We start from the raw sequence: 20,283 nt of genomic DNA, 5'->3' as shown, positions 1-20,283 counted from the left end.
ATGATAGATTTACATGTACATTCCACCGTGTCAGACGGAACCTACACACCACGGGATATTATTCACCTGGCCAAGGAGCGGGGGCTGGAGGCCGTTACTCTTACAGACCATGAATCCATTGCGGGAAATCAGGAGGCAGCTGAGGAAGCCCAAAAGGTGGACATGAACTTTATTAACGGCATGGAAATGACCGTGGCCTACGAGGACCACAAGCTGCACATCGTGTGCCTGGGCTTTGATCAGGAGAATCCTGATTTTAAGGAGCTTTATGCCAAAATCCGCCATAACAAGGAAAAGAACATGGATCAGGTGGTGGAGTATATCCGCAGCAAGGGTGTAAAGCTTACCATGGATATGGTGCAGAAGCACGCGACGGTGCATCTGGACCGATATGCCATTATGCGTACTTTGGTGGCCATGAATCTGCCATGCAAAATCCAGACTCTGTGGGATGAGCTGCTCAATCCGGGCCTTAAAGTCGCCGGAGTCTACGGGGATATTCCGGCTGAGGAAGCCCTGCCGGTTATCAAGGCCGCCGGGGGAGTTACTTCCCTGGCCCATTATCACAAGGCAATAGGTATGGGTGGCTGGTCCTGGGTGAAAAAGGAAGCGGCCCTGCAGGAGCTGATGAGCTACGGCCTGATGGGTATGGAGCGTTACTATCCCAACTATTCCGAGGAGGATGAGGCCTTTGCGGCCCGCATGATTGAGAAATACAATATGCTGGCCACCGGGGGAACCGACTTCCACGGCGCCAACCGCAGGGGAATCGAACTTGGCACCGGCCTAAATAATAATATGAATGTTCCATATGAATTTTGGGAAGAAATAAAACGTCGAATTCCATAATACCCTTATTTCATTGATTATTTCATAAGTATTTGTTATAATACTATTAGTTTAATGTTCAGATTGTGACCATACGCAATCTGTCGTAAATAAAAGGAGGAATTGTAAAATTATGAAAGTTACAGTTGTAGGTGCAGGTAACGTAGGCGCTACCGCAGCAAATGTCATTGCAAGTGCTGGTTATGCAAGTGAAGTAGTACTTCTCGATATTAAAGAGGGTGTTTCCGAAGGTAAGGCTATGGATATGATGCAGACCGCTCAGATCCTTAACTTCAACACTACTATCACTGGTGTTACTAACGATTACTCTGCTACTGCAGGTTCCAAGGTTGTTGTTATTACTTCCGGTATTCCTCGTAAGCCAGGTATGAGCCGTGAGGACCTCATCGGCGTTAACGCTGGCATCGTAGGCAGTGTTATTGAGCAGGCTGTTAAGTACTCCCCAGATGCAATCTTCATTGTTATCTCCAACCCAATGGATGCAATGACTTATCTTGCACTGAAGAACTCCGGCCTTCCTAAGAACAAGGTTATCGGCATGGGCGGTATGCTCGACAGCTCCCGCTTCCGTTATTTCCTGTCCTGCGCACTGAAGAAGAAGGGCTATCCTGCAACTCCTACCGACATCGAGGGTATGGTTATCGGTGGTCATAGCGACAAGACCATGGTTCCACTCGGATCCATCGCAACTTACAAGGGTATTCCTGTATCTCACTTCCTCAGCGAGGCTGAGCTTGAGGATGCTATTGCACAGACCAAGGTTGGCGGTGCTACCCTGACCGGTCTCCTGGGCACTTCCGCTTGGTATGCTCCAGGTGCTGCAGCTGGCGAGCTGGTTAAGTCCATCATCACTGATGGCAAGAAGCTCATTCCTTGCTGCGTATACCTCGAGGGTGAGTATGGCGAGGATGACCTCTGCATCGGCGTTCCAGTAATTCTGGGCGAGAACGGCATTGAGAAGATTGTTGAGCTGAAGCTCGAGGGCAAGGAGAAAGAGCGTTTCGCTGAGTCCGTACAGGCAGCTCGCAACACTCAGAACAACCTGGGCGATGCACTGAAGAAGTAATTTTACTTCTAAACATCATATTTAATATGTACATGAAAGGTCTGCAGATTTCTGTGGACCTTTTTTGTATATTTTAAAAGTATACATGGATTTTTCAGAAAAATGTGTTAATTTATAGGCAAATAGTACCGATATATGTGGCAAGAAGAGATAATTAGTTAATTTTGGGGGATTATGGTTGATGTATTAGTGAATTAATAAAGTGAGGTGATCATCATGTTAGAGAAAATTGAAAGAGTAGCAAGAGTAAAAGGCGTTGACTGTGATGTGAACAGCCCATTCCTGCGGAAAAATAGTCGTGATGATCAGAATAATGGTAAATCCCCGTTCCACAAAATGCTTACTGAAAAGATGAGACAGCAGCGTGAGGATGCCCCGATTTCAGAGGCTTATGTGCTGGATTGCCAGCAGGTAACCCAGTCCCTGTTCTACGAGGATGGCGTGGATTTGCGATTCTTTAGAGGAGGAGCTGAGGCGTAAATGATATTAGATGACGAAAAGTATATGAATCTTGCCCTGGCTGAAGCTCAGAAGGCTTACGAGCTCGGGGAAGTTCCTATAGGTGCCGTCCTTGTGGCCAAGGACGGCACTACTGTTTCTGTGGGACATAATCTGCGGGAGACCAACAGGGATGCCACGGCCCATGCGGAAATTGAGGCTATCAGGGCTGCAAACAAAAAGCTGGACAGGTGGCGGCTTAGCGGTACAACCCTTTATGTTACCATAGAGCCCTGTCCTATGTGTGCCGGTGCCATTGTCAACAGCCGCATTGACCGGGTTGTTTACGGCGGGGCAGATATAAAGGCTGGGGCGGTTCACTCTATTTTTAACGTGCTTACCAATGCCAACCTGAACCATCAGACTGAGGTTACTGCCGGGGTTTTGGAGGACAAATGCTGCGGTATCATGAAGGATTTTTTTAAAATGAGACGGGAACAGAATAAACAGAAAAAATTAAACAAAATATCCGAAACTTCTCCAAAAGAATAATAGGCAAACCGTTGACAAATGGTTATAATTTAAGTATCATACTAAGCATATTGATATTACCTACTATTCAAGTTGGTAAAGTATGTCTATGAAGGAGAGGGAAGGATATGTCAAACGAAAATGATGTGCAGAAGAAAGCCCAGGAGGCCATCAAGCAAACTGACCAGAAGGCTCAGCTGAAGCAGATGGTTTTATGGTTTGGGGCACTGGTAGTGGGTGGTGTTCTGGGATGGCTCAATATTCCGGTTCTTAACGATTTGTTTAATTTCGTTGCCACCGTGTTTACCCGCCTGTTCCAGTTTGTGGCTGTACCTACCATAGCTTTGGCGGTTATTACCACCCTGGCTACCTTGGGTACCAAGAAGGAGACTGGCCGCATCTTTGGCCATGCTGTGGTGTATACCATGCTGACCACTATTGCTGCGGCAGCAGTTGGTCTGGTTCTTTATATTTTTATTGCACCGGAAAATCTGCCGGCAGATGTAATTGGTGCGGGAGTTGCGGATGTGCCTGACAAATTGGGCAAGCTGTCGTACTACGACCATTTTCTCTCGGTTATCCCGAATAATTTGCTTCAGCCATTTTTGGCAGGCAATGTTTTGTCTATTTTGCTCATTGCCTTTGGTGTGGGCTTTGGCCTGGCCTATATGCCAAAAACGGAAAATGCCCAGATGCTGCTGAAGGTCATCAACGGACTTCAGGAGCTGCTCTTTACCCTTATCAGAGGTATTGTATATGTACTTCCTGTCGGTATCGTGGCCTTTGCCGGTCAGCTGGCGGCCCAGATTGAAGCCGGTGTTATTGTAGGTTCACTTGGCAAGTACGTGGCTGTAGTTATGGGTGGAAACGTAATACAGTTTTTCATCGTTTTGCCAATCTTCCTGCTCCTGAGAGGGCTTAATCCGCTTACAGTTTTCAAGAAGATGTCCCCGGCCCTGGCAGTTGCCCTGTTCACCAAGAGCTCTGCAGCTACCCTGCCGGTAACCATGGCTTCAGCAGAGGATAATTTGAAGGTGAACAAGAAAGTATCCCGTTTCGTTCTGCCAATTTGTACTACAATTAATATGAATGGCTGTGCAGCCTTCATTTTGGTTACTTCATTGTTCGTTATGCAGAATGCCGGCTTTGAGCTGTCCATGGGAACCATGATAACCTGGCTATTTGTGGCAGTGTTTGCGGCAGTAGGTAATGCTGGTGTTCCAATGGGCTGCTATTTCCTAACCTTGTCCTTGATGTCTTCCATGGGAGCTCCGTTGGGGATCATGGGTGTAATTCTTCCTATTTATACAATCATTGATATGATTGAAACAGCGGAAAATGTTTGGTCCGACTCCTGCGTATGTGCCATGACCAACAATGATTTGAAGGATAGCCTGGATTAAAAAACATACAACAATAAAATATTATAGTTTTTATATCGGCTGCCTGAGGGTGGCCGATTTTTTATGCTGCATTTCCATGTGCTATTGACTTTTATTGGTACTCCGACCATAATTATCACGTAGGAGTTGGTAAAACATGTTTGATATGTTATTGGAAAACAGACTTATTTTTTACGGCATGATTGTCGGTATATTTATATTGATAAATTTTGTGGCGTACATACTATTGAAGTTTATTCTCCCATGGCAGGCCATGCGAACCCTGCGGAGATTCAATATTCATGCCAGAAGCCGCAAGCTTCTTCCATTACTGCATCTCACTGGGCAGCTGGTAATGGGCTTGTCCGGTGCTGTTACAAAGGGTGTGCCCGTAATATATGACATTATTCCTGCGGGAATAGCTCCCTCCAAGCTCATGACCTTTGCGGCCTCTGCGGAGGCCGGAGTCAAGCACCCTTTGGCTGAAGCTGTTGCGGAGTGGGCTGATGAGAAAAGACTGGAGCTTTCCGAGGCATCAGCCAGCAATATTGTGCCGGGCAAGGGCGTGGAGGCTCTCATCAACCATCAGGAGGTCCGTGTTGGTACGGCAGCCTTTTTGCAGGACCATGATGTAAAGATTCCTGCGGAGATACTGACCAAGGCAGACCAGATGGCTGGAAAGGGAAATGTGGTTTCCTTTGTCAGCATAGGCGGCTTTTGCCGTGGCTTCATTGTGTTCAGTGATGCCCTGCGGCCTACGGTGCCTGGAGCAGTTCAGACCCTTAGGGAATATGGCATTTCCACCTCTATCATGACCAGTGCTGCCGGCAGTACTGCCCGCAATATTGCCCGTCAGGCCGGCATCAGCAATGTTCAGGCTGAGCTGGATACCATGGAAAAGGCCAAGAAGATTACCATTATGAAAAATACCGATTCCCTTATTGGAGCGGTGGCGACTACCAGGAATACTCATGTTTTGGCCCAGTCAGCTGATATCAGCTTTGCCCTCAGCGTTACTGATGAGTCCATTAAGGAACAGTGTGACATATATGTTGACAGCGTGGATTTTGGCAATATCATGAGTGCGGTTGATATTGCAAAATATACCTACAGCAAGCGGAAGACCGGCATTATCGTTACAGTGCTCTTTAATCTTGTTTTGGGGGCCATCACCAGCTATATTGTGGCGGAGCCGGCCCTGCCGTTTTTCGCACCGGTTTTGCCGATTTTGGCGGGCGTGCTTTTCCTTATCGGAATTCTTGCCAACCAGTTCACTTATAATTACTAATGAATCAAAGGAGTTTTTGTTTTATGGATAAAGAGGAATTTTCCAGCCTTGTAGATACAGTTTTGGATAATATAGCCCGTCCACCGGCGGAGCTGTTTGAAAATGGCGTTGATGACTGGCATTGTCGGGCCCGTTTGGGACATTTTCTGGCTATGCCGGAATTTAACAATATAGCCAAGGCCAAGGAGCTGTTTTTGTCGGTTCTTGATGTGGAGCCGGATGAGGAAAACAGCCAGGATATTGAAGAAAAGGCATATGCCCTTCAGCATCTCAGCCAGCTGGAAAAGGGACAGAAGGATTATAAAAATGCCCTGGAGCACATAAATCTGGCCATCGAACTGGCTGAATCCTATGATTATCTCTACAAGTATATTCTGCGGGGTGAGCTGTGGGCTGACCGTTGGAATACAATGCATCTGATGAAGCAGACCGAGGCTGCCGAGGCTGAGGTGGATGAACGCATCGAGGTGTTCAAGGATATTCCTATTGAGCACAACAGCTACCTTTATTATGGTTATCGTTTTAAGGCCCAGCTGGCGGCAGAGCGTGGCGTACCATTGGTAGCCAAGGATTATATGCACATGGCTCTTCATAATATGGAGATAAATGATCAGCATAAGAAGCGGCTGGATCAGGCCTTTGCGGCCACTCATGATAATATTTCCTGGATTTTGTCGGAAATCGACAAGGCTACGCCAAATCCTGACAAGTTACACTGGGACATTTGATGCCGATAAAGGAAAGCGGAATATATAGAAGCATGACGCAAGGTACATATAGTGAACGCTCCCGCTCACTAGTTTGCGTAGCGGATACTAAGCTCACCTGTGGTTCGCTAAGTACCGACGCAAAATACGTCACTATATGCACCTCACGCCAGCTTTTCACGATCGTAATAGACCTAGAACGTTGTTTTATAATGTTCTGGGCCTTTTTGTTGATGAAATTTGTCAAAATATGATAGAATTTACTGATGGAAAAATGTATACAGTATATTTCTAAAAGGAGTGGGAACATTGAGTTCCGATAAAATCGAAATACAGGCGAATGCCAAAATTAATCTGACTCTGGATATTCTGGGAACCCGGCCTGATGGCTATCATGAGGTGGCCATGGTCATGCAGGAGGTCAGCCTTCATGATAATCTGTATCTGGAAAAAAGGGACAGCGGCATTGAGCTGAAAATCCCCGGTTCAGATTTGCCGGCAGACAAGACCAATCTTTGCTATCGGGCAGCAGAGCTGATTATAAAGGAATGTGGCCTGAAAACAGGTGTCAGCATAAAGCTGGACAAGCATATCCCTATTGCCGCCGGGCTTGCCGGAGGCTCTGCAGATGCGGCAGCAGTATTAAAGGGCATGAATCAGCTATATGAGTTGCAGCTGTCCGAAGAAAAGCTGTGTGAGCTGGGAGCTCAGCTGGGGTCCGATATTCCTTTCTGCATAATGGGCGGCACCATGCTGTCCACCGGCCGGGGAGAGATTCTGGAACGGTTGCCGGATTTCCCCGAGGTGGATGTGGTTTTGGCCAAGCCAAAGGTGGGTGTGTCCACTGCCTGGGCCTACAAGACCTATGATGCCGGTTATGATGGTCCACACCCTGATAATACGGCAATGATAAAGGCTATTGTACAAGGTGATATTTTATCTGCAAGTAAATTGTTGTGTAATGTGCTGGAAAGTGTTACTATTAACAAGCATGCCATTATAGACAAATATAAACAGGAAATGCTGAACAAGGGGGCGCTGGCCAGCATGATGTCCGGCAGCGGACCGACTGTGTTTGGCCTGGCACCTGATGAAGCAGTGGCCAATGAAATGGCAGAGGCAATCCGTAATATTGACAGTGAGGCGGCTGTATTTACAGCAAAAACTGTTGGCAGAAATAGAGGTTGATTATGGATACAAAATTATCACCTATTAAATTGGATAGTTACCAGCCTCTCCGTGAGGTGGTTTGTGAAACCCTGCGGGATGCTATTCGCAAGGGGAAGCTGAAGCCCGGCGAAAGATTGATGGAAAGCCAGCTGGCTGAGGATTTGGGCGTAAGCCGTACCCCGGTCCGTGAGGCAATCCGCAAGCTGGAGCTGGAGGGCTATGTTATTATGATGCCTCGCCGGGGGACCTATGTGGCCAATCTGTCCATCAGGGATGTAAACGAGGTTTTTGAGATACGTACCTCCCTTGATTCACTGGCCAGTGGCCTGGCAGCAGAACGCATTACCGATGAGGAGCTGGAGCGTCTGCAGCGCCTTTTGGTGGCCATCGGCGGCTACATCGAAGAAAATGACATGGATAAAATCGTGGAATGTGATACGGAGTTCCATGACCTTTTATATCAGGCCAGCCGTAATTCCCGTTTGGTAGGGATAATTTTCAATCTGCGGGAACAGCTTACCCGCTTCCGTTCTACTTCCATGGCATTCCCAGGACGCTTAAAGGCTACTCTGGAGGAGCACCGCCGCATTGTGGAGGCCATTGCCCAGGGAGATGTGGCAGAAGCCAGGGCGGCAGCCGAGTATCACATGGAAAAGTCTGAGCAGACGCTTCTTGAGAGCATGGAAGCCATGAAGAACAAGGAATAAATTATTTAAGATATCAATTAATTGGAGGCAATTATTAATGCTGGATTTAGTAACAGTAATTTTAGCAGCTGGCAAGGGAACCAGAATGAAGTCCAAGCTGCCAAAGGTTTTACATAAGGTTGCAGGCAAGTCTATGCTGCAGCACGTTTTGGATGCGGCAACCAAGGCCGGCTCCAAGCGGAATGTTGTTGTAGTTGGCTTTGGCGGGGAAACCGTAAAGGAAGCCATCGGCGATCAGGCGGAGTTCGTGGTACAGGCGGAGCAGCTGGGTACTGGTCATGCAGTACAGCAGGCAGCCCCACTTCTTGCCAAGGAAAATGGTACTGTTATGGTATTGTGCGGTGACACCCCATTGGTTACTGCTGACCTTATCAGCAAGCTTTATGAAGGACATAAGGCCGCTGGTGCCAAGGCCACTGTGCTTACTGCCATTATGCCGGATGCCACCGGCTATGGCCGTATTATCCGCACTCCTGAGGGGGATGTGGCCCGCATTGTGGAGCAGAAGGATGCCACTGAGGAAGAGCGCCAGGTGAAGGAAGTTAATTCCGGCATTTACTGCTTCGAGTGTCAGGATTTGTTCAAGGCTCTGGAAAAGGTGGGCTGCGATAATGCCCAGGGCGAGTATTATCTCCCGGATGTACTTGGTATTCTCCGTGAGCAGGGCGAAAAGATTTGGGCTGTTGCTGCCGATGATTTTGAGTCCACCCTGGGGATCAATTCCCGGGTTCAGCTGGCTGGTGCAGAAAAGATTCTGCGTCGCCGTAAGAACATTGAGCTGATGGATAATGGCGTAACCCTTATGGATCCGGACAGCACCTTTGTTGATGCTGATGTTGAAGTGGGGCCTGATACAGTAATTTATCCATTCACATGGCTTGAAGGCAAAACCAAGGTTGGTGCCAACTGTGAAATCGGCCCTAATTGCCGTTTCAGCAATGTTACCATTGGTGATGGCGTAAAAGGCCATTTTGCTTATGGTCATGACTGTGTTGTGGATGACGGTGTAGATTTTGGTCCTTACGTTCATCTTCGTCCTAATACCCATATTGGCAAGGATGTTCATATTGGCAACTTCGTTGAGGTGAAGAACTCCAATATCGGTGAGGGCACCAAGCTGCCACATCTCCAGTACATCGGTGATGCTGATGTGGGTAGCCATGTAAACTGTGGCTGTGGTACTGTTACCGTAAACTACGACGGCAAGAACAAGCATCGCACTGTTATTGGTGATAATGCCTTCGTAGGCTGTCAGACTGCCCTGGTGGCTCCTGTAACTGTTGGGGAGGGTGCTTATATTGGTGCCGGCTCCACTATTACCAAGGATATTCCGGCATCTGATCTGGCCATTGCCCGGGCTCACCAGAAAAATATTTCCGGTTGGGCAGATAAACGTAAAAATTAAAGTGGATATTTCAGTGGTTTACTGATAATATATATACGGAAATTTTCCAAGAGGCAATTTCCTAAAATGAATAATGTTTTATTAAAGTTTGGAGGCTTTATAACAAATGTCACAATCTGCAAAGAGTAACATGCGTCTTTTAGCTGGTAATGCGAATCCTGAGCTGGCCCAGGAAATCGCTGAGCACCTCGGTATCAGTCTTATCGAGGCTCAGGTGGGTCATTTCAACAATGGTGAAATCCAGGTTATGATCAGTGAAAGTATTCGCGGCAAGGATATCTTTATTATCCAGCCTACCAGCCAGCCAGTTAATGAGAATCTGATGGAGCTTCTCATCATGACTGATGCTTGTAAGCGTGCATCTGCTCATAGCGTAACTGCTGTAGTACCATACTATGCTTATGCCCGTCAGGACCGTAAGACCCGCGGCCGTGAGCCAATTTCTGCCAAGCTGGTGGCCAACCTGATGCAGTCTGCCGGCATGGACCGTGTTGTTACTGTTGACCTGCATGCTGGTCAGATTCAGGGCTTCTTTGATATTCCGGTGGACCATCTGGCAGCTGCTCCTGCCATGGCAGATTATTTCAAGGAACTGAATTTGCAGGATGCTATCGTTGTATCCCCTGATTTGGGTGGTGTTACCCGTGCCCGCCGTATGGCTGACCTTCTGGATGTAGGCATTGCCATCGTGGAGAAGCGTCGTCCACGTCCTGGCTGTGCCGAGGTTATGAACCTTATTGGTGACGTTAAGGGCAAGACCTGTATTATGATTGATGATATGGTTGATACCGCCGGCTCCCTGTGCGAGGGTGCCAAGGCCCTCAAGAAGCTGGGTGCCAAGGAGGTTTATGCCTGCTGCTCCCATGGTATTCTGACTGATCCTGCAGTACAGCGTATCAATGACTCTGTTATTAAGCAGCTTGTTATAACCAATACTATTCCATTGGCTCCGGAGAAGAAGTCCAACAAGATTGTGAGCATTTCTCTGGCTCCAATGCTGGCTGAGTTCATTGATTGTATCTACAACAATGGCTCTGTAAGTAAGCTCTTCAAATAATAACTTAATAATGCTAAGGGGCGAATCTCGGTTCGCCCTTTTCGTTTATTACTGGATTTTGGGGTGATATGGATGAAATTTGCAAAAAGAATGGACCAGTTCGGCGAAGGAGTCTTTTCCAGATTGGCAGAAATGCGTAAACAGCGGGTGGCCGCCGGCAAGAATGTAATTGACCTTAGTATTGGCGCACCAAATATTCCGCCGGCAAAGCGGATTATGGAGGCCATGGCCAAGGCGGTAATGGACCCGTCCAATTATGTATATGCTATCTCTGACCGAAAGTATATGCTGGATGCAGTGGCCCAGTGGTATAAGCGTCGCTACAATGTGACGCTGGATCCGGATACGGAAATCTGCTCCCTTTTGGGTTCCCAGGACGGTCTGGCCCATATTGCCCTGTCTATTTTGGACCCGGGGGATATTATGATGGTTCCGGACCCATGCTATCCGATTTTCGCGGACGGACCTCGGATTGCCGGGGCGGAGCTTTATTATATGCCTCAGAAAAAAGAGAATAATTATGTTATTCAGCTGCAGGATATTCCGGAGGAAGTGGCCCGCAAGGCAAAATTTATGCTGGTGTCCTATCCTAATAATCCGACGGCGGCCATGGCACCAATTGAGTTTTACAAGGAGCTTATTGAGTTCGCCAGGAAATATGACATTATTGTGCTTCATGACAATGCCTACAGTGAGCTGGTATTTGACGGCCGCACCTGGGGCAGCTTTTTGGAGCTGCCGGGAGCCAAGGAGGTGGGCGTGGAGTTTAATTCCCTGTCCAAGACCTATGGTTTGGCCGGAGCCCGCATTGGCTATTGCTTAGGCAATGCCAAGGTGGTGGGAATGCTGAAAACTTTAAAATCCAATATGGATTACGGCATGTTCCTGCCAATTCAGGCTGCAGCTGTTGAAGCTATTTCTGGGGATCAGTCCATAGTGGCGGAAACCAGAGCTGCCTATGAACGCCGTCGTGACGTACTCTGTGATGGCCTGATTGCAGCTGGCTGGACTATGGACAAGCCACCGGGAACCATGTTTGTCTGGGCCCCAATCCCGGCTCAGTATGAAAGCTCTGAGGCCTTTGTCAAGGACCTGTTGGACAAGACCGGTGTGCTGGTAACTCCGGGCAGTGCCTTTGGACCTTCCGGGGAAGGCTATGTCCGCATGGCTCTGGTACAGTCCGAGGAGGATATGCAGCGGGCAGTGGATGAAGTAAAAAAATCTGGTATTTTTGCTTAATGTAGTCTGTCAATGGACTTATGTTATGCCGAAATGTTATATTAAATGTCCAAAATATACATATTTAGTTGTAAAATAATTTATTTTGTATTAAAATAAACGAGTATTTATTCTTAATATAAAAGAAAGTAGGAAAAACACATGGTAGAATCTGTATGGTCAATATTGCCACCTATAATCACTATTGTGCTGGCATTGGCGACAAAGGAAGTGTATATGTCACTGCTTATCGGTATTTTATCCGGTGCTTTGTTATATACAAATTTCAATGTTATTGAGGCAGTCATGACTATGTTTGATGTGCTGGCCGACAAGGTGGGGGGCAACGTCAATATACTGGTCTTTTTGGTAATTCTCGGTATTATCGTGGCGGCCATTACCCGTTCCGGTGCTACCCGGGCCTACGGTGAATGGGCTGCAGAGAATATCAAGGGCCGTCGCAGTGCCATGCTGCTGACCGCATTTTTGGGTATCGTGATTTTCATCGACGATTACTTCAACTGTCTGACTGTAGGTACTGTAATGCGTCCGATTACGGACAAGTTTAAGATTTCCCGGGCCAAGCTGGCCTATATAATTGATGCCACTGCGGCACCGATTTGTATCCTGGCTCCTGTTTCCAGCTGGGCAGCCGCTGTTGGCTCTTCCCTGCCGGAGAACAGCGAAATTGATGGCTTTGCCCTGTTTTTACAGACCATTCCATTTAATCTGTATGCCCTGCTGACCATGGTGTTTATGGTATTCATCATTGTTTCCCAGCGGGACGTGTTCGCTATGGCGGCTTATGTAAAGAAAAATCAGGAGAACTTTATCGTTCCTAAGGAATATCGTGACAGCGAGCAGGAGGGGCCTACCGGCAACGGCCGCATTATCGACCTTGTACTGCCATTGCTTGTACTCATTGCGGCTTGTGTATATGGTATGCTTTATACTGGCGGTATCAATGAGGGCAAGACCATTGCCGAGGCCTTTGCGGATTGCGACAGCTCCAAGGGCTTGGTATTCGGTTCCTTTACTGCCTTTGTATTCACGGCTTTGCTGTATCTGCCACGGCGGGTTATTTCCTTCAAGTCCTTCTGCGAGACCTTTGTACAGGGCTTCAAGGCCATGACTCCTGCCAATCTGATTCTCTGCTTTGCCTGGACCCTGTCTGGTATTTGCAGTGAGAAGTATCTGAATCTGGGCGGCTATGTTGGTATGCTGGTTAGTGCCAACACCGATGTGGTAATGTTCCTGCCAGTTATCTTCTTCGTGGTAGCTATTATTTTGGCCTTTGCCACTGGTACCTCCTGGGGTACCTTCGGTATTCTCATTCCAATCGCAGTAGCTGTTATTGGACCAAATGATGCAAATATGCTGGCTATTACTGTGGCAGCAATTTTGTCCGGTGCTGTAGGCGGCGACCATGCATCCCCAATTTCCGATACCACCATTTTGGCTTCTGCCGGTGCCCAATGCAGCCATCTGGACCATGTGGGGACCCAGATTCCGTATGTACTCATTGTGGCTGGTGCCAGCTTTGTGGGCTATATCGTTGACGGCTACACCATGAATGGCTGGGCAGGTCTGGCCACTGCTGCGGCTATTTTGGCTGTGGTTATGGTGATTATCTGTGCCAAGGTTAAGCCGGTGGATGTGGATCACTAAAAAATCATAAAATTACAGGATGTGCCAAGGGAAGAAATCCCTTTTGGTACATCCTTTTTTCTTGACATTAAATTCGTATTGATTTATTCTTAATTAGTTTGAAGGAAGAATAAAGAAAGTGAAGGAGATGTATGAAGTGGTTACCACTATACGTCACAAGGTAAACTTTTATGACACGGACGCCATGGCTGTTGTTCATCATTCCAACTACATCAGATGGTTTGAAATCGGCCGGGTGGAATTTCTGCGGGAAGCTGGGATAACTCTTAATCAGCTTATGGCTGACGGCTATGTTTTCCCAATTACTGAGGTCAGTGCCAAGTATGTCAATTCAGCTAAATTTGACGATGAACTGATTATTGAGACAGCACCGGAGGCTCTGACCAAGGCAAAGATGGCCTTTACCTACCGTATTTTGCGGGCGACCGATAATACCTTGCTGGTAACTGGCAGGACCCAGAATGTATTTACTTCCATGGAAACTGGTAAAATTACCCGTTTGCCGGAGGATTACTATAACAAATTGAAAGCAATGCTGGACTGATAAGGAATAGCATTAGCAACTTTGGAGGTATATTTATGGAAACCGTTTTATTGTGTATTATAGCTGTTGTGGCTTTGTCGGTGATTTTGGTGAAGGTATATTTCTGTCAAATGGGCGTGGAGAATATCATTGCCAAGGTGGACAGCCGCAGTGCTTTTGAGGTGGATGAGCAGACTGAGGATAGTCTGACCTTCAGCACCAATATTGAATTTGTAAATGAAGGCAAGCAGTGTGGCGTATTGATGGACTGCTTTGTTCGCCCACAGCTCCCTTATGAGCAGTATGATGGCGTTGAAACAAGAGGGCATGGGGAGCTCCTGTCCGCTCCCCGTGAGGATGATTATTTCGAGGCTTATATCATTCAGCGGAAGGGATATGGAAAGGATCTTGACCGCGCTACCATTAAGGCCCAGATTAAGCTCATTGCCCGTCATGGCATGACAATTAAGGAAGCCATTTCCAAGATGCCTGACTTCAATTTCCTGATTATTTGGTTGGAAGCTGGCCGCATGGAGGCTCATTACCGTCAGGTTCGTATCGGGGTATCGGCAGCGGAAATCGCCAAAATCGCTGGTACTGAACTGGTTGAAGCATAAGGAGGGCATTTGATATGAGTAATGATGCAAAAATTGAACTGATTCCAATCCCTACCAGAATTCTTACTGATAAGGATGACATTATTGATACAGTAGAGCGTTATACCAAGGACAAGATTGGTCCTGATGATGTTATTTCCGTGGCGGAAAGTGTTGTGGCCATTACTCAGGGCCGGGCCGTGCGTCCTGAGGAATTGAAAATTACCAAGGTGGCAAAGTTTTGTTGCCGGTTTATCCCTGATTATGGCTCCTTGGCCACCCCACACGGCATGCAGTCCTTGATGGATGTGGAGGGCAAATGGCGGGTGGCCGCAGCTCTTTTTGTTGGCTTTTTGGGAAAAATTGTGGGCTTAAAAGGCCTGTTTTACAAGTGGGGTGGCGAGCAGACTGCCCTGATTGATGATGTTACCGGTACCATGCCACCATTTGACAAGCATATTGTTTACGGTCCAAAGGACCCTGACAAGGTGGTTGAGCAACTGAAGGAGCGTTTGGGCTGCTTCGGCGGTCTTATTGCGGACGTAAATGATTTGAAGCGTTCCCGTGTGGTTGGTGAGTCCAAGGGCCTTAATGGTCTTATGGCCGCAAACCTGCTTATTGATAATCCTTTTGGTAACGCTTCCCAGAAGACCCCAATCGTTATTATCAAGAACTTCAGACAGTATCAGGAACAGAACAGCTAAGATTTTTGTGCCCCGTCGCCAGCATAGGTGGCGGGGATTTTTTTAAGGAGGAAAAATAATGGAAAGAAAAGATGGCCGCAAGAATGACCAGCTTCGCAAATATGATATAAGCCGACATTTTCAGATTCATCCCGCCGGCTCCGTGCTTATTGAAATGGGCAATACAAAGGTGATTTGTGCCGCCACCATTGAGGATCGTGTGCCCAGCTTTTTAAAGGGAACTGGTGAGGGGTGGCTCACTGCTGAATATTCTCTGCTGCCAAGTGCTACCAATACCCGTACCTCCAGAGAGGCTGCCAGAGGGAGACAGACCGGCCGCACCCAGGAGATTCAGCGACTTATTGGCCGTAGCCTGCGTTCTGTAATGGATTTGAAGGCTTTGGGGGAAAGAACACTCACTGTTGACTGTGATGTTATCCAGGCTGATGGCGGTACCCGTACTGCCTCCATAACCGGCGCATTTATTGCGGTGGTGGAGGCCTGTGCCACCATTTATGATGGAACCAAGCCATTTCCGGTAAAGGATTTTCTGTCTGCTATTAGTGTGGGCATTAATGCTGAGGGTGAGCCAGTGCTTGACTTGAATTATGAAGAGGACTCCAGCTGCATTGTGGATATGAACGTGGTTCGCACCGGTATGGGCCAGTTTGTGGAGGTCCAGGGAACCGGCGAGGGGAGACCTTTCAGCCGTGAGGAAATGGACAAGCTGCTGGAGCTGGCAGAAAAGGGCACCGACGAGCTGATTTCCTATGAAAAGGACATTCTTGGGCATGATTTGGTGTGGAAGGTGGGCCGGGAATAAAAAAGTTTTTGGCTTGTAATAAAACACTAATGATGGGGTGCATATTCTATAAACACTGATTATCACTGAATTGTCAGACAATCGGAAGAAAATTACGAATGCCATTCACTTTTTTGGGGGTAAACCCTTGTGGTTATTGGCTTGAAAGCATATTTAAAGTGTGATAATATAAGATATGTATGCGAGTGTAATTTTTTATTTTAGGGAGGGTTTAATTTGCGTACGATCAATGTTGAACAGATCACAGCAGAAGTAGCGCAGATGTGCAAGGAAGCTGCCTACTATTTACCTCAGGACGTGTATGAAGCTCTTAAGAAGGGCCGTGAGACTGAAGAGTCTCCAGTTGGTCAGGTTGTTCTTGACCAGATCATTCGCAACTCTGAGATTGCTAGAGCTGAAGATCGTCCTATCTGCCAGGATACTGGTATGACCATTATTTTCCTGGAAGTAGGTCAGGATCTTCATATCGAAGGTGGCGATCTGACAGAAGCTATTAACGCTGGCGTTGCCAAGGGCTACACTGAGGGTTATCTCCGTAAGTCCGTTGTTGCTGAGCCTTTATTCGACCGCAAGAATACTCAGAACAACACTCCGGCTATTATTTATACCAAGATTGTTCCAGGTGATCAGCTTAAGATTGAGCTGACCTGCAAGGGCTTTGGTTCCGAGAACAAGGGCGGCATCAAGATGCTGGTTCCTGCGGATGGTGTTGAAGGTGTTAAGAAGGCCGTTCTTGACATTATTCAGCATGCAAGCTGCAACCCATGCCCACCAATGGTAGTTGGTGTTGGTATTGGTGGTACCATGGATCAGGCTGCTTATCTTTCCAAGCGCGCTCTCATGCGTAAAATCACTGAGCGCAATGCTCATCCTGATTATGCAGCACTGGAGAACGAGCTCCTCGGCCTTATTAACAAGACCGGTATCGGTCCTCAGCTTGGCGGTACTACTTCCGCTTTGGCTGTAAACATCGAGTGGGGTCCTACTCATATTGCCGGCCTGCCAGTAGCAGTTACCATCTGCTGCCATGCTTGCCGTCATTCCCATCGTGTTCTTTAATATAGGAGGTTTATATAATGGCTGAGACAATTCGTATAACTACTCCTCTTAAAGAAGAGGATTCCCGCAAGCTCCGCGCTGGCGACAGCGTGCTTATTACCGGTACTATCTACAGTGCCCGTGATGCTGCACACAAGGTTATGACTGAGGCTCTGGCTCGTGGCGAGAAGCTGCCAATCGACTGGAACAATCAGATCGTTTACTATCTTGGTCCTACACCTGCTAAGCCAGGGGACCCAATCGGCTCCTGCGGTCCTACTACTGCTGGTCGTATGGATGCTTATACCCCTACCATGCTTGAGCAGGGTATCAAGGGTATGATTGGCAAGGGCTCCCGTGCCCCAGAGGTGGTTGAATCCATGAAGAAGAACGGCGTTACTTACTTCGCTGCTGTTGGCGGTGCTGCTGCCCTCATTGCAAAGTCCGTTAAAAAGTACACCGTTATTGCTTACCCTGAGCTGGGCCCAGAGGCTCTTGCAGCTCTTGAGGTTGTAGATTTCCCTGCAATCGTGGTTATCGATTCTGAGGGTAATGACTATTACGAGATTGGTCAGAAACCATATCGTAAGTTATAATTACATAAATACTTTCCTGTGTGAAAGAAAATTTTAGGAGGTCAAGAATGATTAACGTATCTTTTTATCTTCGTCGACTGCATTCCCTGTGCGGACTTGTACTGCTCGGCGGTGTGCTGATTGAGCATTTGCTTACAAATGCATCAGCAATGGGTGGCCCTGAGGTGTTCAACAACGGCTTGGCAATGATGGAGCAGATACCTCAGCCAATTTTCCTTGGCATTGAGATTTGCTTGTACGCTGTACCTATTCTGTTCCATGGTATCTACGGTATCTACATTGCTTTGCAGGCTAACAACAACCCTAGCGACTACGGTTATTCCCGTAACTGGAAGTTCGCCCTCCAGAGATGGACTGCTTGGTACATGGTAGTATTCCTCATCTGGCATGTTGGTTACCTTCGTATTTACACCAAGGGCATTATGGGTGAGCACATCAGCTATGCTTTGGTTCAGTCCACTCTGGCTAACCCAGTTGTATTTGCTCTGTACGCTCTCGGTATGTTTGCTGCAATCTTCCATTTCTGCAATGGTATCACTACCTTCTGCATGACTTGGGGTATCACCAAGGGACCTCGTTCCCAGTGTGTGGTTGACAAGGCTGCCATGGGCCTGTGCGTGCTCATGTGCCTGTTCACTTTGGCATTCATGTCTTCTTACTTCATGTAATAGAGTAAGAGTGTCGTAGTAGTAAAGATTTATTTATAAGGAGAGAACCTACGTGGCTAAAAATAAGATTATTGTAGTAGGTGGCGGCTTATCAGGTCTGATGGCTACCCTTAAAATTTGTGAGGCTGGCGGCGAAGTAGATTTATTCTCTTACTGCCCAGTAAAGCGTTCTCATTCCCTCTGTGCACAGGGCGGTATTAATGCCTGCATGGATACCAAGGGTGAGCACGATTCCATTTATGAGCATTTCGATGACACCGTATATGGTGGTGACTTCCTGGCTGACCAGCTGGCTGTTAAGGGCATGGTTGAGGCAGCTCCAAAGCTCATTAAAATGTTCGATCGTATGGGTGTACCTTTCACCCGCACTCCAGAAGGCGTTCTTGACCTCCGTAACTTCGGTGGCCAGAAGAATAAGCGTACTTGCTTTGCTGGTTCCACCACTGGTCAGCAGCTCCTCTATGCTCTTGACGAGCAGGTTCGTCGTTGGGAAGTTAAGGGCGGCGTAACCAAGTACGAGTTCTGGGAATTCGTAAAGATTTTCAAGGATAAGAATGGCGTTTGCCGTGGTATCATTGCTCAGAGCATGAACTCCATGGAAATCAAGGCTTTCAAGTCTGATGTTGTTATTCTTGCAACTGGTGGTCCTGGTCAGGTATTTGGCCGTTGCACCGCTTCCACTATTTGTAATGGTTCTGCAGTTTCTGCAGTTTATCAGCAGGGCGCAAAGATTGCTAACCCTGAGTTCATTCAGATTCATCCAACCGCTATCCCAGGCTCCGATAAGAACCGTCTGATGTCCGAGGCTTGCCGCGGTGAGGGTGGTCGTGTGTGGGTTTACAGAGATGGTAAGCCTTGGTACTTCCTCGAGGATATGTATCCTGCTTATGGTAACCTGGTACCTCGTGACGTAGCATCCCGTGCTATCTTCAAGGTTTGCGTACACATGGATCTTGGTATCAACCATGACCGTCGTGTATACCTCGATCTGTCCCACATTCCTGCAGATTATCTGGAGCGCAAGCTGGGCGGTATCATCGAGATCTACACTGAGTTCGTTGGTAAGGACCCTCGTAAGGTTCCAATGGAGATTTTCCCTTCCGTTCATTACTCCATGGGCGGTATCTATGTAGATAGAAAGCATTTCACCAACATTCCTGGCCTCATGGCTTCCGGTGAGTGCGACCATCAGTATCACGGTGCAAACCGTCTTGGTGCTAACTCTCTGCTGTCCGCTGCTTACTCCGGCACCGTTTCCGGTCCAGAGGCTATGAAGTGGGCCAAGGAGAATGTATCCAAGCTGTGCGAGATTACCGATGCTGAGATCGAGGCTGCACGCAAGGAGGTTCAGGATGAGTATGACAAGATCCGTCAGATGAACGGTCCTGAGAATGCTCATAAGCTCCATCAGGAAATGGGCGAGATCATGTACGAGTATGTATCCATCGAGCGTGATAACAACGGTCTGGATATCTGTCTCGGCAAGCTGAAGGAAATCCTGAAGCGTTGGGAGAACATCGGTGTAACTGACCATGGCAACTGGGCTAACCAGGAGGCTATGTTCGTTCGTCAGCTCCGTAACATGATTATTTACGCTATGGCTATCACCAAGTCTGCTCGTTCCCGTGATGAGTCCCGTGGTGCACATGCAAAGATTATGCTGGATGAAAATGGCAAGCGCATCGAGAAGGATGGCGAGTTGCAGTTCTATCCTCGTAACGATGAGAAGTTCATGTTTACATCCGTTGTAAGCTTTGATGCAGCAACTGAGGAGCCAGTTGTAACTTATGAGGAGTTCGAGCACTCCCTCATTAAGGCACGTCCTCGTAACTACGCTGTTGCAAAGAAAGAGTAATAGGGGGATAAAATA

The 20,283-nt window shown here is 47.6% G+C and carries 21 protein-coding genes; all 21 read left to right on the top strand.

The window, feature by feature from the left end; genetic code table 11:
- The 21 genes from D081_RS01500 (at window position 1) to sdhA (ending at window position 20,268) form a co-directional block, all read left to right on the top strand.
- Window positions 1-849, top strand: a complete 849-nt coding sequence (locus D081_RS01500) for a PHP domain-containing protein (protein ID WP_085022361.1) — start codon at window positions 1-3, stop codon at window positions 847-849.
- A 112-nt stretch (window positions 850-961) separates the two neighbouring features.
- Complete coding sequence (locus D081_RS01495) at window positions 962-1,915, top strand: malate dehydrogenase (protein ID WP_085022360.1); 954 nt, start codon at window positions 962-964, stop codon at window positions 1,913-1,915.
- 216 nt (window positions 1,916-2,131) lie between these two features.
- On the top strand, window positions 2,132-2,395 hold the full coding sequence (locus D081_RS01490; protein WP_085022359.1) for a hypothetical protein: 264 nt from the start codon (window positions 2,132-2,134) through the stop codon (window positions 2,393-2,395).
- Entirely contained in the window at window positions 2,396-2,905 is a 510-nt protein-coding gene (gene tadA / locus D081_RS01485; RefSeq protein WP_143272069.1) for a tRNA adenosine(34) deaminase TadA, read from the top strand. It begins immediately after the preceding gene.
- A 107-nt stretch (window positions 2,906-3,012) separates the two neighbouring features.
- On the top strand, window positions 3,013-4,287 hold the full coding sequence (locus D081_RS01480) for a dicarboxylate/amino acid:cation symporter (RefSeq protein ID WP_085022358.1): 1,275 nt from the start codon (window positions 3,013-3,015) through the stop codon (window positions 4,285-4,287).
- A 136-nt stretch (window positions 4,288-4,423) separates the two neighbouring features.
- Window positions 4,424-5,554, top strand: coding sequence for an HAD family hydrolase (locus tag D081_RS01475; protein WP_085022357.1), 1,131 nt, complete (start codon window positions 4,424-4,426; stop codon window positions 5,552-5,554).
- Between the two features lie 23 nt (window positions 5,555-5,577).
- Entirely contained in the window at window positions 5,578-6,282 is a 705-nt protein-coding gene (locus D081_RS01470; RefSeq protein ID WP_085022356.1) for a hypothetical protein, read from the top strand.
- 288 nt (window positions 6,283-6,570) lie between these two features.
- Window positions 6,571-7,449 (top strand): 4-(cytidine 5'-diphospho)-2-C-methyl-D-erythritol kinase, encoded by an 879-nt coding sequence (ispE, locus tag D081_RS01465; RefSeq protein WP_233127382.1) that lies wholly within the window; start codon window positions 6,571-6,573, stop codon window positions 7,447-7,449.
- Between the two features lie 2 nt (window positions 7,450-7,451).
- A complete protein-coding gene (locus D081_RS01460; protein ID WP_085022355.1) occupies window positions 7,452-8,138 on the top strand; it encodes a GntR family transcriptional regulator in 687 nt (228 codons plus the stop codon).
- Between the two features lie 37 nt (window positions 8,139-8,175).
- Window positions 8,176-9,543 carry a bifunctional UDP-N-acetylglucosamine diphosphorylase/glucosamine-1-phosphate N-acetyltransferase GlmU gene (gene glmU, locus D081_RS01455; protein ID WP_085022354.1) on the top strand — a complete coding sequence of 456 codons (1,368 nt, stop codon included), beginning with the start codon at window positions 8,176-8,178 and terminating at the stop codon, window positions 9,541-9,543.
- A gap of 106 nt (window positions 9,544-9,649) precedes the next feature.
- Window positions 9,650-10,600: a ribose-phosphate pyrophosphokinase gene (locus tag D081_RS01450; protein ID WP_085022353.1), complete on the top strand. Its 951-nt coding sequence runs from the start codon at window positions 9,650-9,652 to the stop codon at window positions 10,598-10,600.
- A 72-nt stretch (window positions 10,601-10,672) separates the two neighbouring features.
- The gene (locus D081_RS01445) at window positions 10,673-11,839 is read left to right on the top strand and encodes an aminotransferase class I/II-fold pyridoxal phosphate-dependent enzyme (RefSeq protein ID WP_085022352.1); all 1,167 of its coding nucleotides are present in this window, start codon (window positions 10,673-10,675) and stop codon (window positions 11,837-11,839) included.
- Between the two features lie 141 nt (window positions 11,840-11,980).
- Window positions 11,981-13,486, top strand: a complete 1,506-nt coding sequence (locus tag D081_RS01440; RefSeq protein ID WP_085022351.1) for a Na+/H+ antiporter NhaC family protein — start codon at window positions 11,981-11,983, stop codon at window positions 13,484-13,486.
- Between the two features lie 127 nt (window positions 13,487-13,613).
- Window positions 13,614-14,030, top strand: coding sequence for a thioesterase family protein (locus D081_RS01435; RefSeq protein ID WP_085022408.1), 417 nt, complete (start codon window positions 13,614-13,616; stop codon window positions 14,028-14,030).
- Window positions 14,031-14,065: 35 nt separating this feature from the next.
- On the top strand, window positions 14,066-14,626 hold the full coding sequence (locus D081_RS01430) for a hypothetical protein (protein WP_085022350.1): 561 nt from the start codon (window positions 14,066-14,068) through the stop codon (window positions 14,624-14,626).
- A gap of 14 nt (window positions 14,627-14,640) precedes the next feature.
- Window positions 14,641-15,309, top strand: a complete 669-nt coding sequence (locus D081_RS01425; RefSeq protein ID WP_085022349.1) for a F420-0:Gamma-glutamyl ligase — start codon at window positions 14,641-14,643, stop codon at window positions 15,307-15,309.
- Between the two features lie 58 nt (window positions 15,310-15,367).
- Window positions 15,368-16,111, top strand: a complete 744-nt coding sequence (gene rph, locus D081_RS01420) for a ribonuclease PH (protein WP_085022348.1) — start codon at window positions 15,368-15,370, stop codon at window positions 16,109-16,111.
- Window positions 16,112-16,327: 216 nt separating this feature from the next.
- The gene (locus tag D081_RS01415) at window positions 16,328-17,170 is read left to right on the top strand and encodes a fumarate hydratase (RefSeq protein WP_027397325.1); all 843 of its coding nucleotides are present in this window, start codon (window positions 16,328-16,330) and stop codon (window positions 17,168-17,170) included.
- Between the two features lie 17 nt (window positions 17,171-17,187).
- Complete coding sequence (locus D081_RS01410; RefSeq protein WP_085022347.1) at window positions 17,188-17,745, top strand: Fe-S-containing hydro-lyase; 558 nt, start codon at window positions 17,188-17,190, stop codon at window positions 17,743-17,745.
- Window positions 17,746-17,792: 47 nt separating this feature from the next.
- On the top strand, window positions 17,793-18,413 hold the full coding sequence (locus tag D081_RS01405) for a succinate dehydrogenase (protein WP_085022346.1): 621 nt from the start codon (window positions 17,793-17,795) through the stop codon (window positions 18,411-18,413).
- Window positions 18,414-18,513: 100 nt separating this feature from the next.
- The gene (sdhA, locus tag D081_RS01400; RefSeq protein WP_051533339.1) at window positions 18,514-20,268 is read left to right on the top strand and encodes a succinate dehydrogenase flavoprotein subunit; all 1,755 of its coding nucleotides are present in this window, start codon (window positions 18,514-18,516) and stop codon (window positions 20,266-20,268) included.
- Window positions 20,269-20,283: the final 15 nt, after the last annotated feature.

This window comes from Anaerovibrio sp. JC8, assembly GCF_002100115.1.
Classification (GTDB): Bacteria; Bacillota; Negativicutes; order Selenomonadales; family Selenomonadaceae; genus Anaerovibrio.
Note: the sequence above shows the minus strand (reverse complement) of the source record. Positions and strands in the feature narration are given on the sequence as shown.

Coding starts and splice junctions, on each gene's coding strand:
- D081_RS01405 (WP_085022346.1), top strand. CDS start 17,793: ATGATTAACGTATCTTTTTATCTTCGTCGACTGCATTCCCTGTGCGGA.
- rph (WP_085022348.1), top strand. CDS start 15,368: ATGGAAAGAAAAGATGGCCGCAAGAATGACCAGCTTCGCAAATATGAT.
- tadA (WP_143272069.1), top strand. CDS start 2,396: ATGATATTAGATGACGAAAAGTATATGAATCTTGCCCTGGCTGAAGCT.
- D081_RS01410 (WP_085022347.1), top strand. CDS start 17,188: ATGGCTGAGACAATTCGTATAACTACTCCTCTTAAAGAAGAGGATTCC.
- D081_RS01430 (WP_085022350.1), top strand. CDS start 14,066: ATGGAAACCGTTTTATTGTGTATTATAGCTGTTGTGGCTTTGTCGGTG.
- D081_RS01470 (WP_085022356.1), top strand. CDS start 5,578: ATGGATAAAGAGGAATTTTCCAGCCTTGTAGATACAGTTTTGGATAAT.
- D081_RS01445 (WP_085022352.1), top strand. CDS start 10,673: ATGAAATTTGCAAAAAGAATGGACCAGTTCGGCGAAGGAGTCTTTTCC.
- D081_RS01450 (WP_085022353.1), top strand. CDS start 9,650: ATGTCACAATCTGCAAAGAGTAACATGCGTCTTTTAGCTGGTAATGCG.
- D081_RS01440 (WP_085022351.1), top strand. CDS start 11,981: ATGGTAGAATCTGTATGGTCAATATTGCCACCTATAATCACTATTGTG.
- sdhA (WP_051533339.1), top strand. CDS start 18,514: ATGGCTACCCTTAAAATTTGTGAGGCTGGCGGCGAAGTAGATTTATTC.
- D081_RS01435 (WP_085022408.1), top strand. CDS start 13,614: ATGTATGAAGTGGTTACCACTATACGTCACAAGGTAAACTTTTATGAC.
- D081_RS01425 (WP_085022349.1), top strand. CDS start 14,641: ATGAGTAATGATGCAAAAATTGAACTGATTCCAATCCCTACCAGAATT.
- glmU (WP_085022354.1), top strand. CDS start 8,176: ATGCTGGATTTAGTAACAGTAATTTTAGCAGCTGGCAAGGGAACCAGA.
- D081_RS01495 (WP_085022360.1), top strand. CDS start 962: ATGAAAGTTACAGTTGTAGGTGCAGGTAACGTAGGCGCTACCGCAGCA.
- D081_RS01460 (WP_085022355.1), top strand. CDS start 7,452: ATGGATACAAAATTATCACCTATTAAATTGGATAGTTACCAGCCTCTC.
- D081_RS01480 (WP_085022358.1), top strand. CDS start 3,013: ATGTCAAACGAAAATGATGTGCAGAAGAAAGCCCAGGAGGCCATCAAG.
- D081_RS01490 (WP_085022359.1), top strand. CDS start 2,132: ATGTTAGAGAAAATTGAAAGAGTAGCAAGAGTAAAAGGCGTTGACTGT.
- D081_RS01500 (WP_085022361.1), top strand. CDS start 1: ATGATAGATTTACATGTACATTCCACCGTGTCAGACGGAACCTACACA.
- D081_RS01475 (WP_085022357.1), top strand. CDS start 4,424: ATGTTTGATATGTTATTGGAAAACAGACTTATTTTTTACGGCATGATT.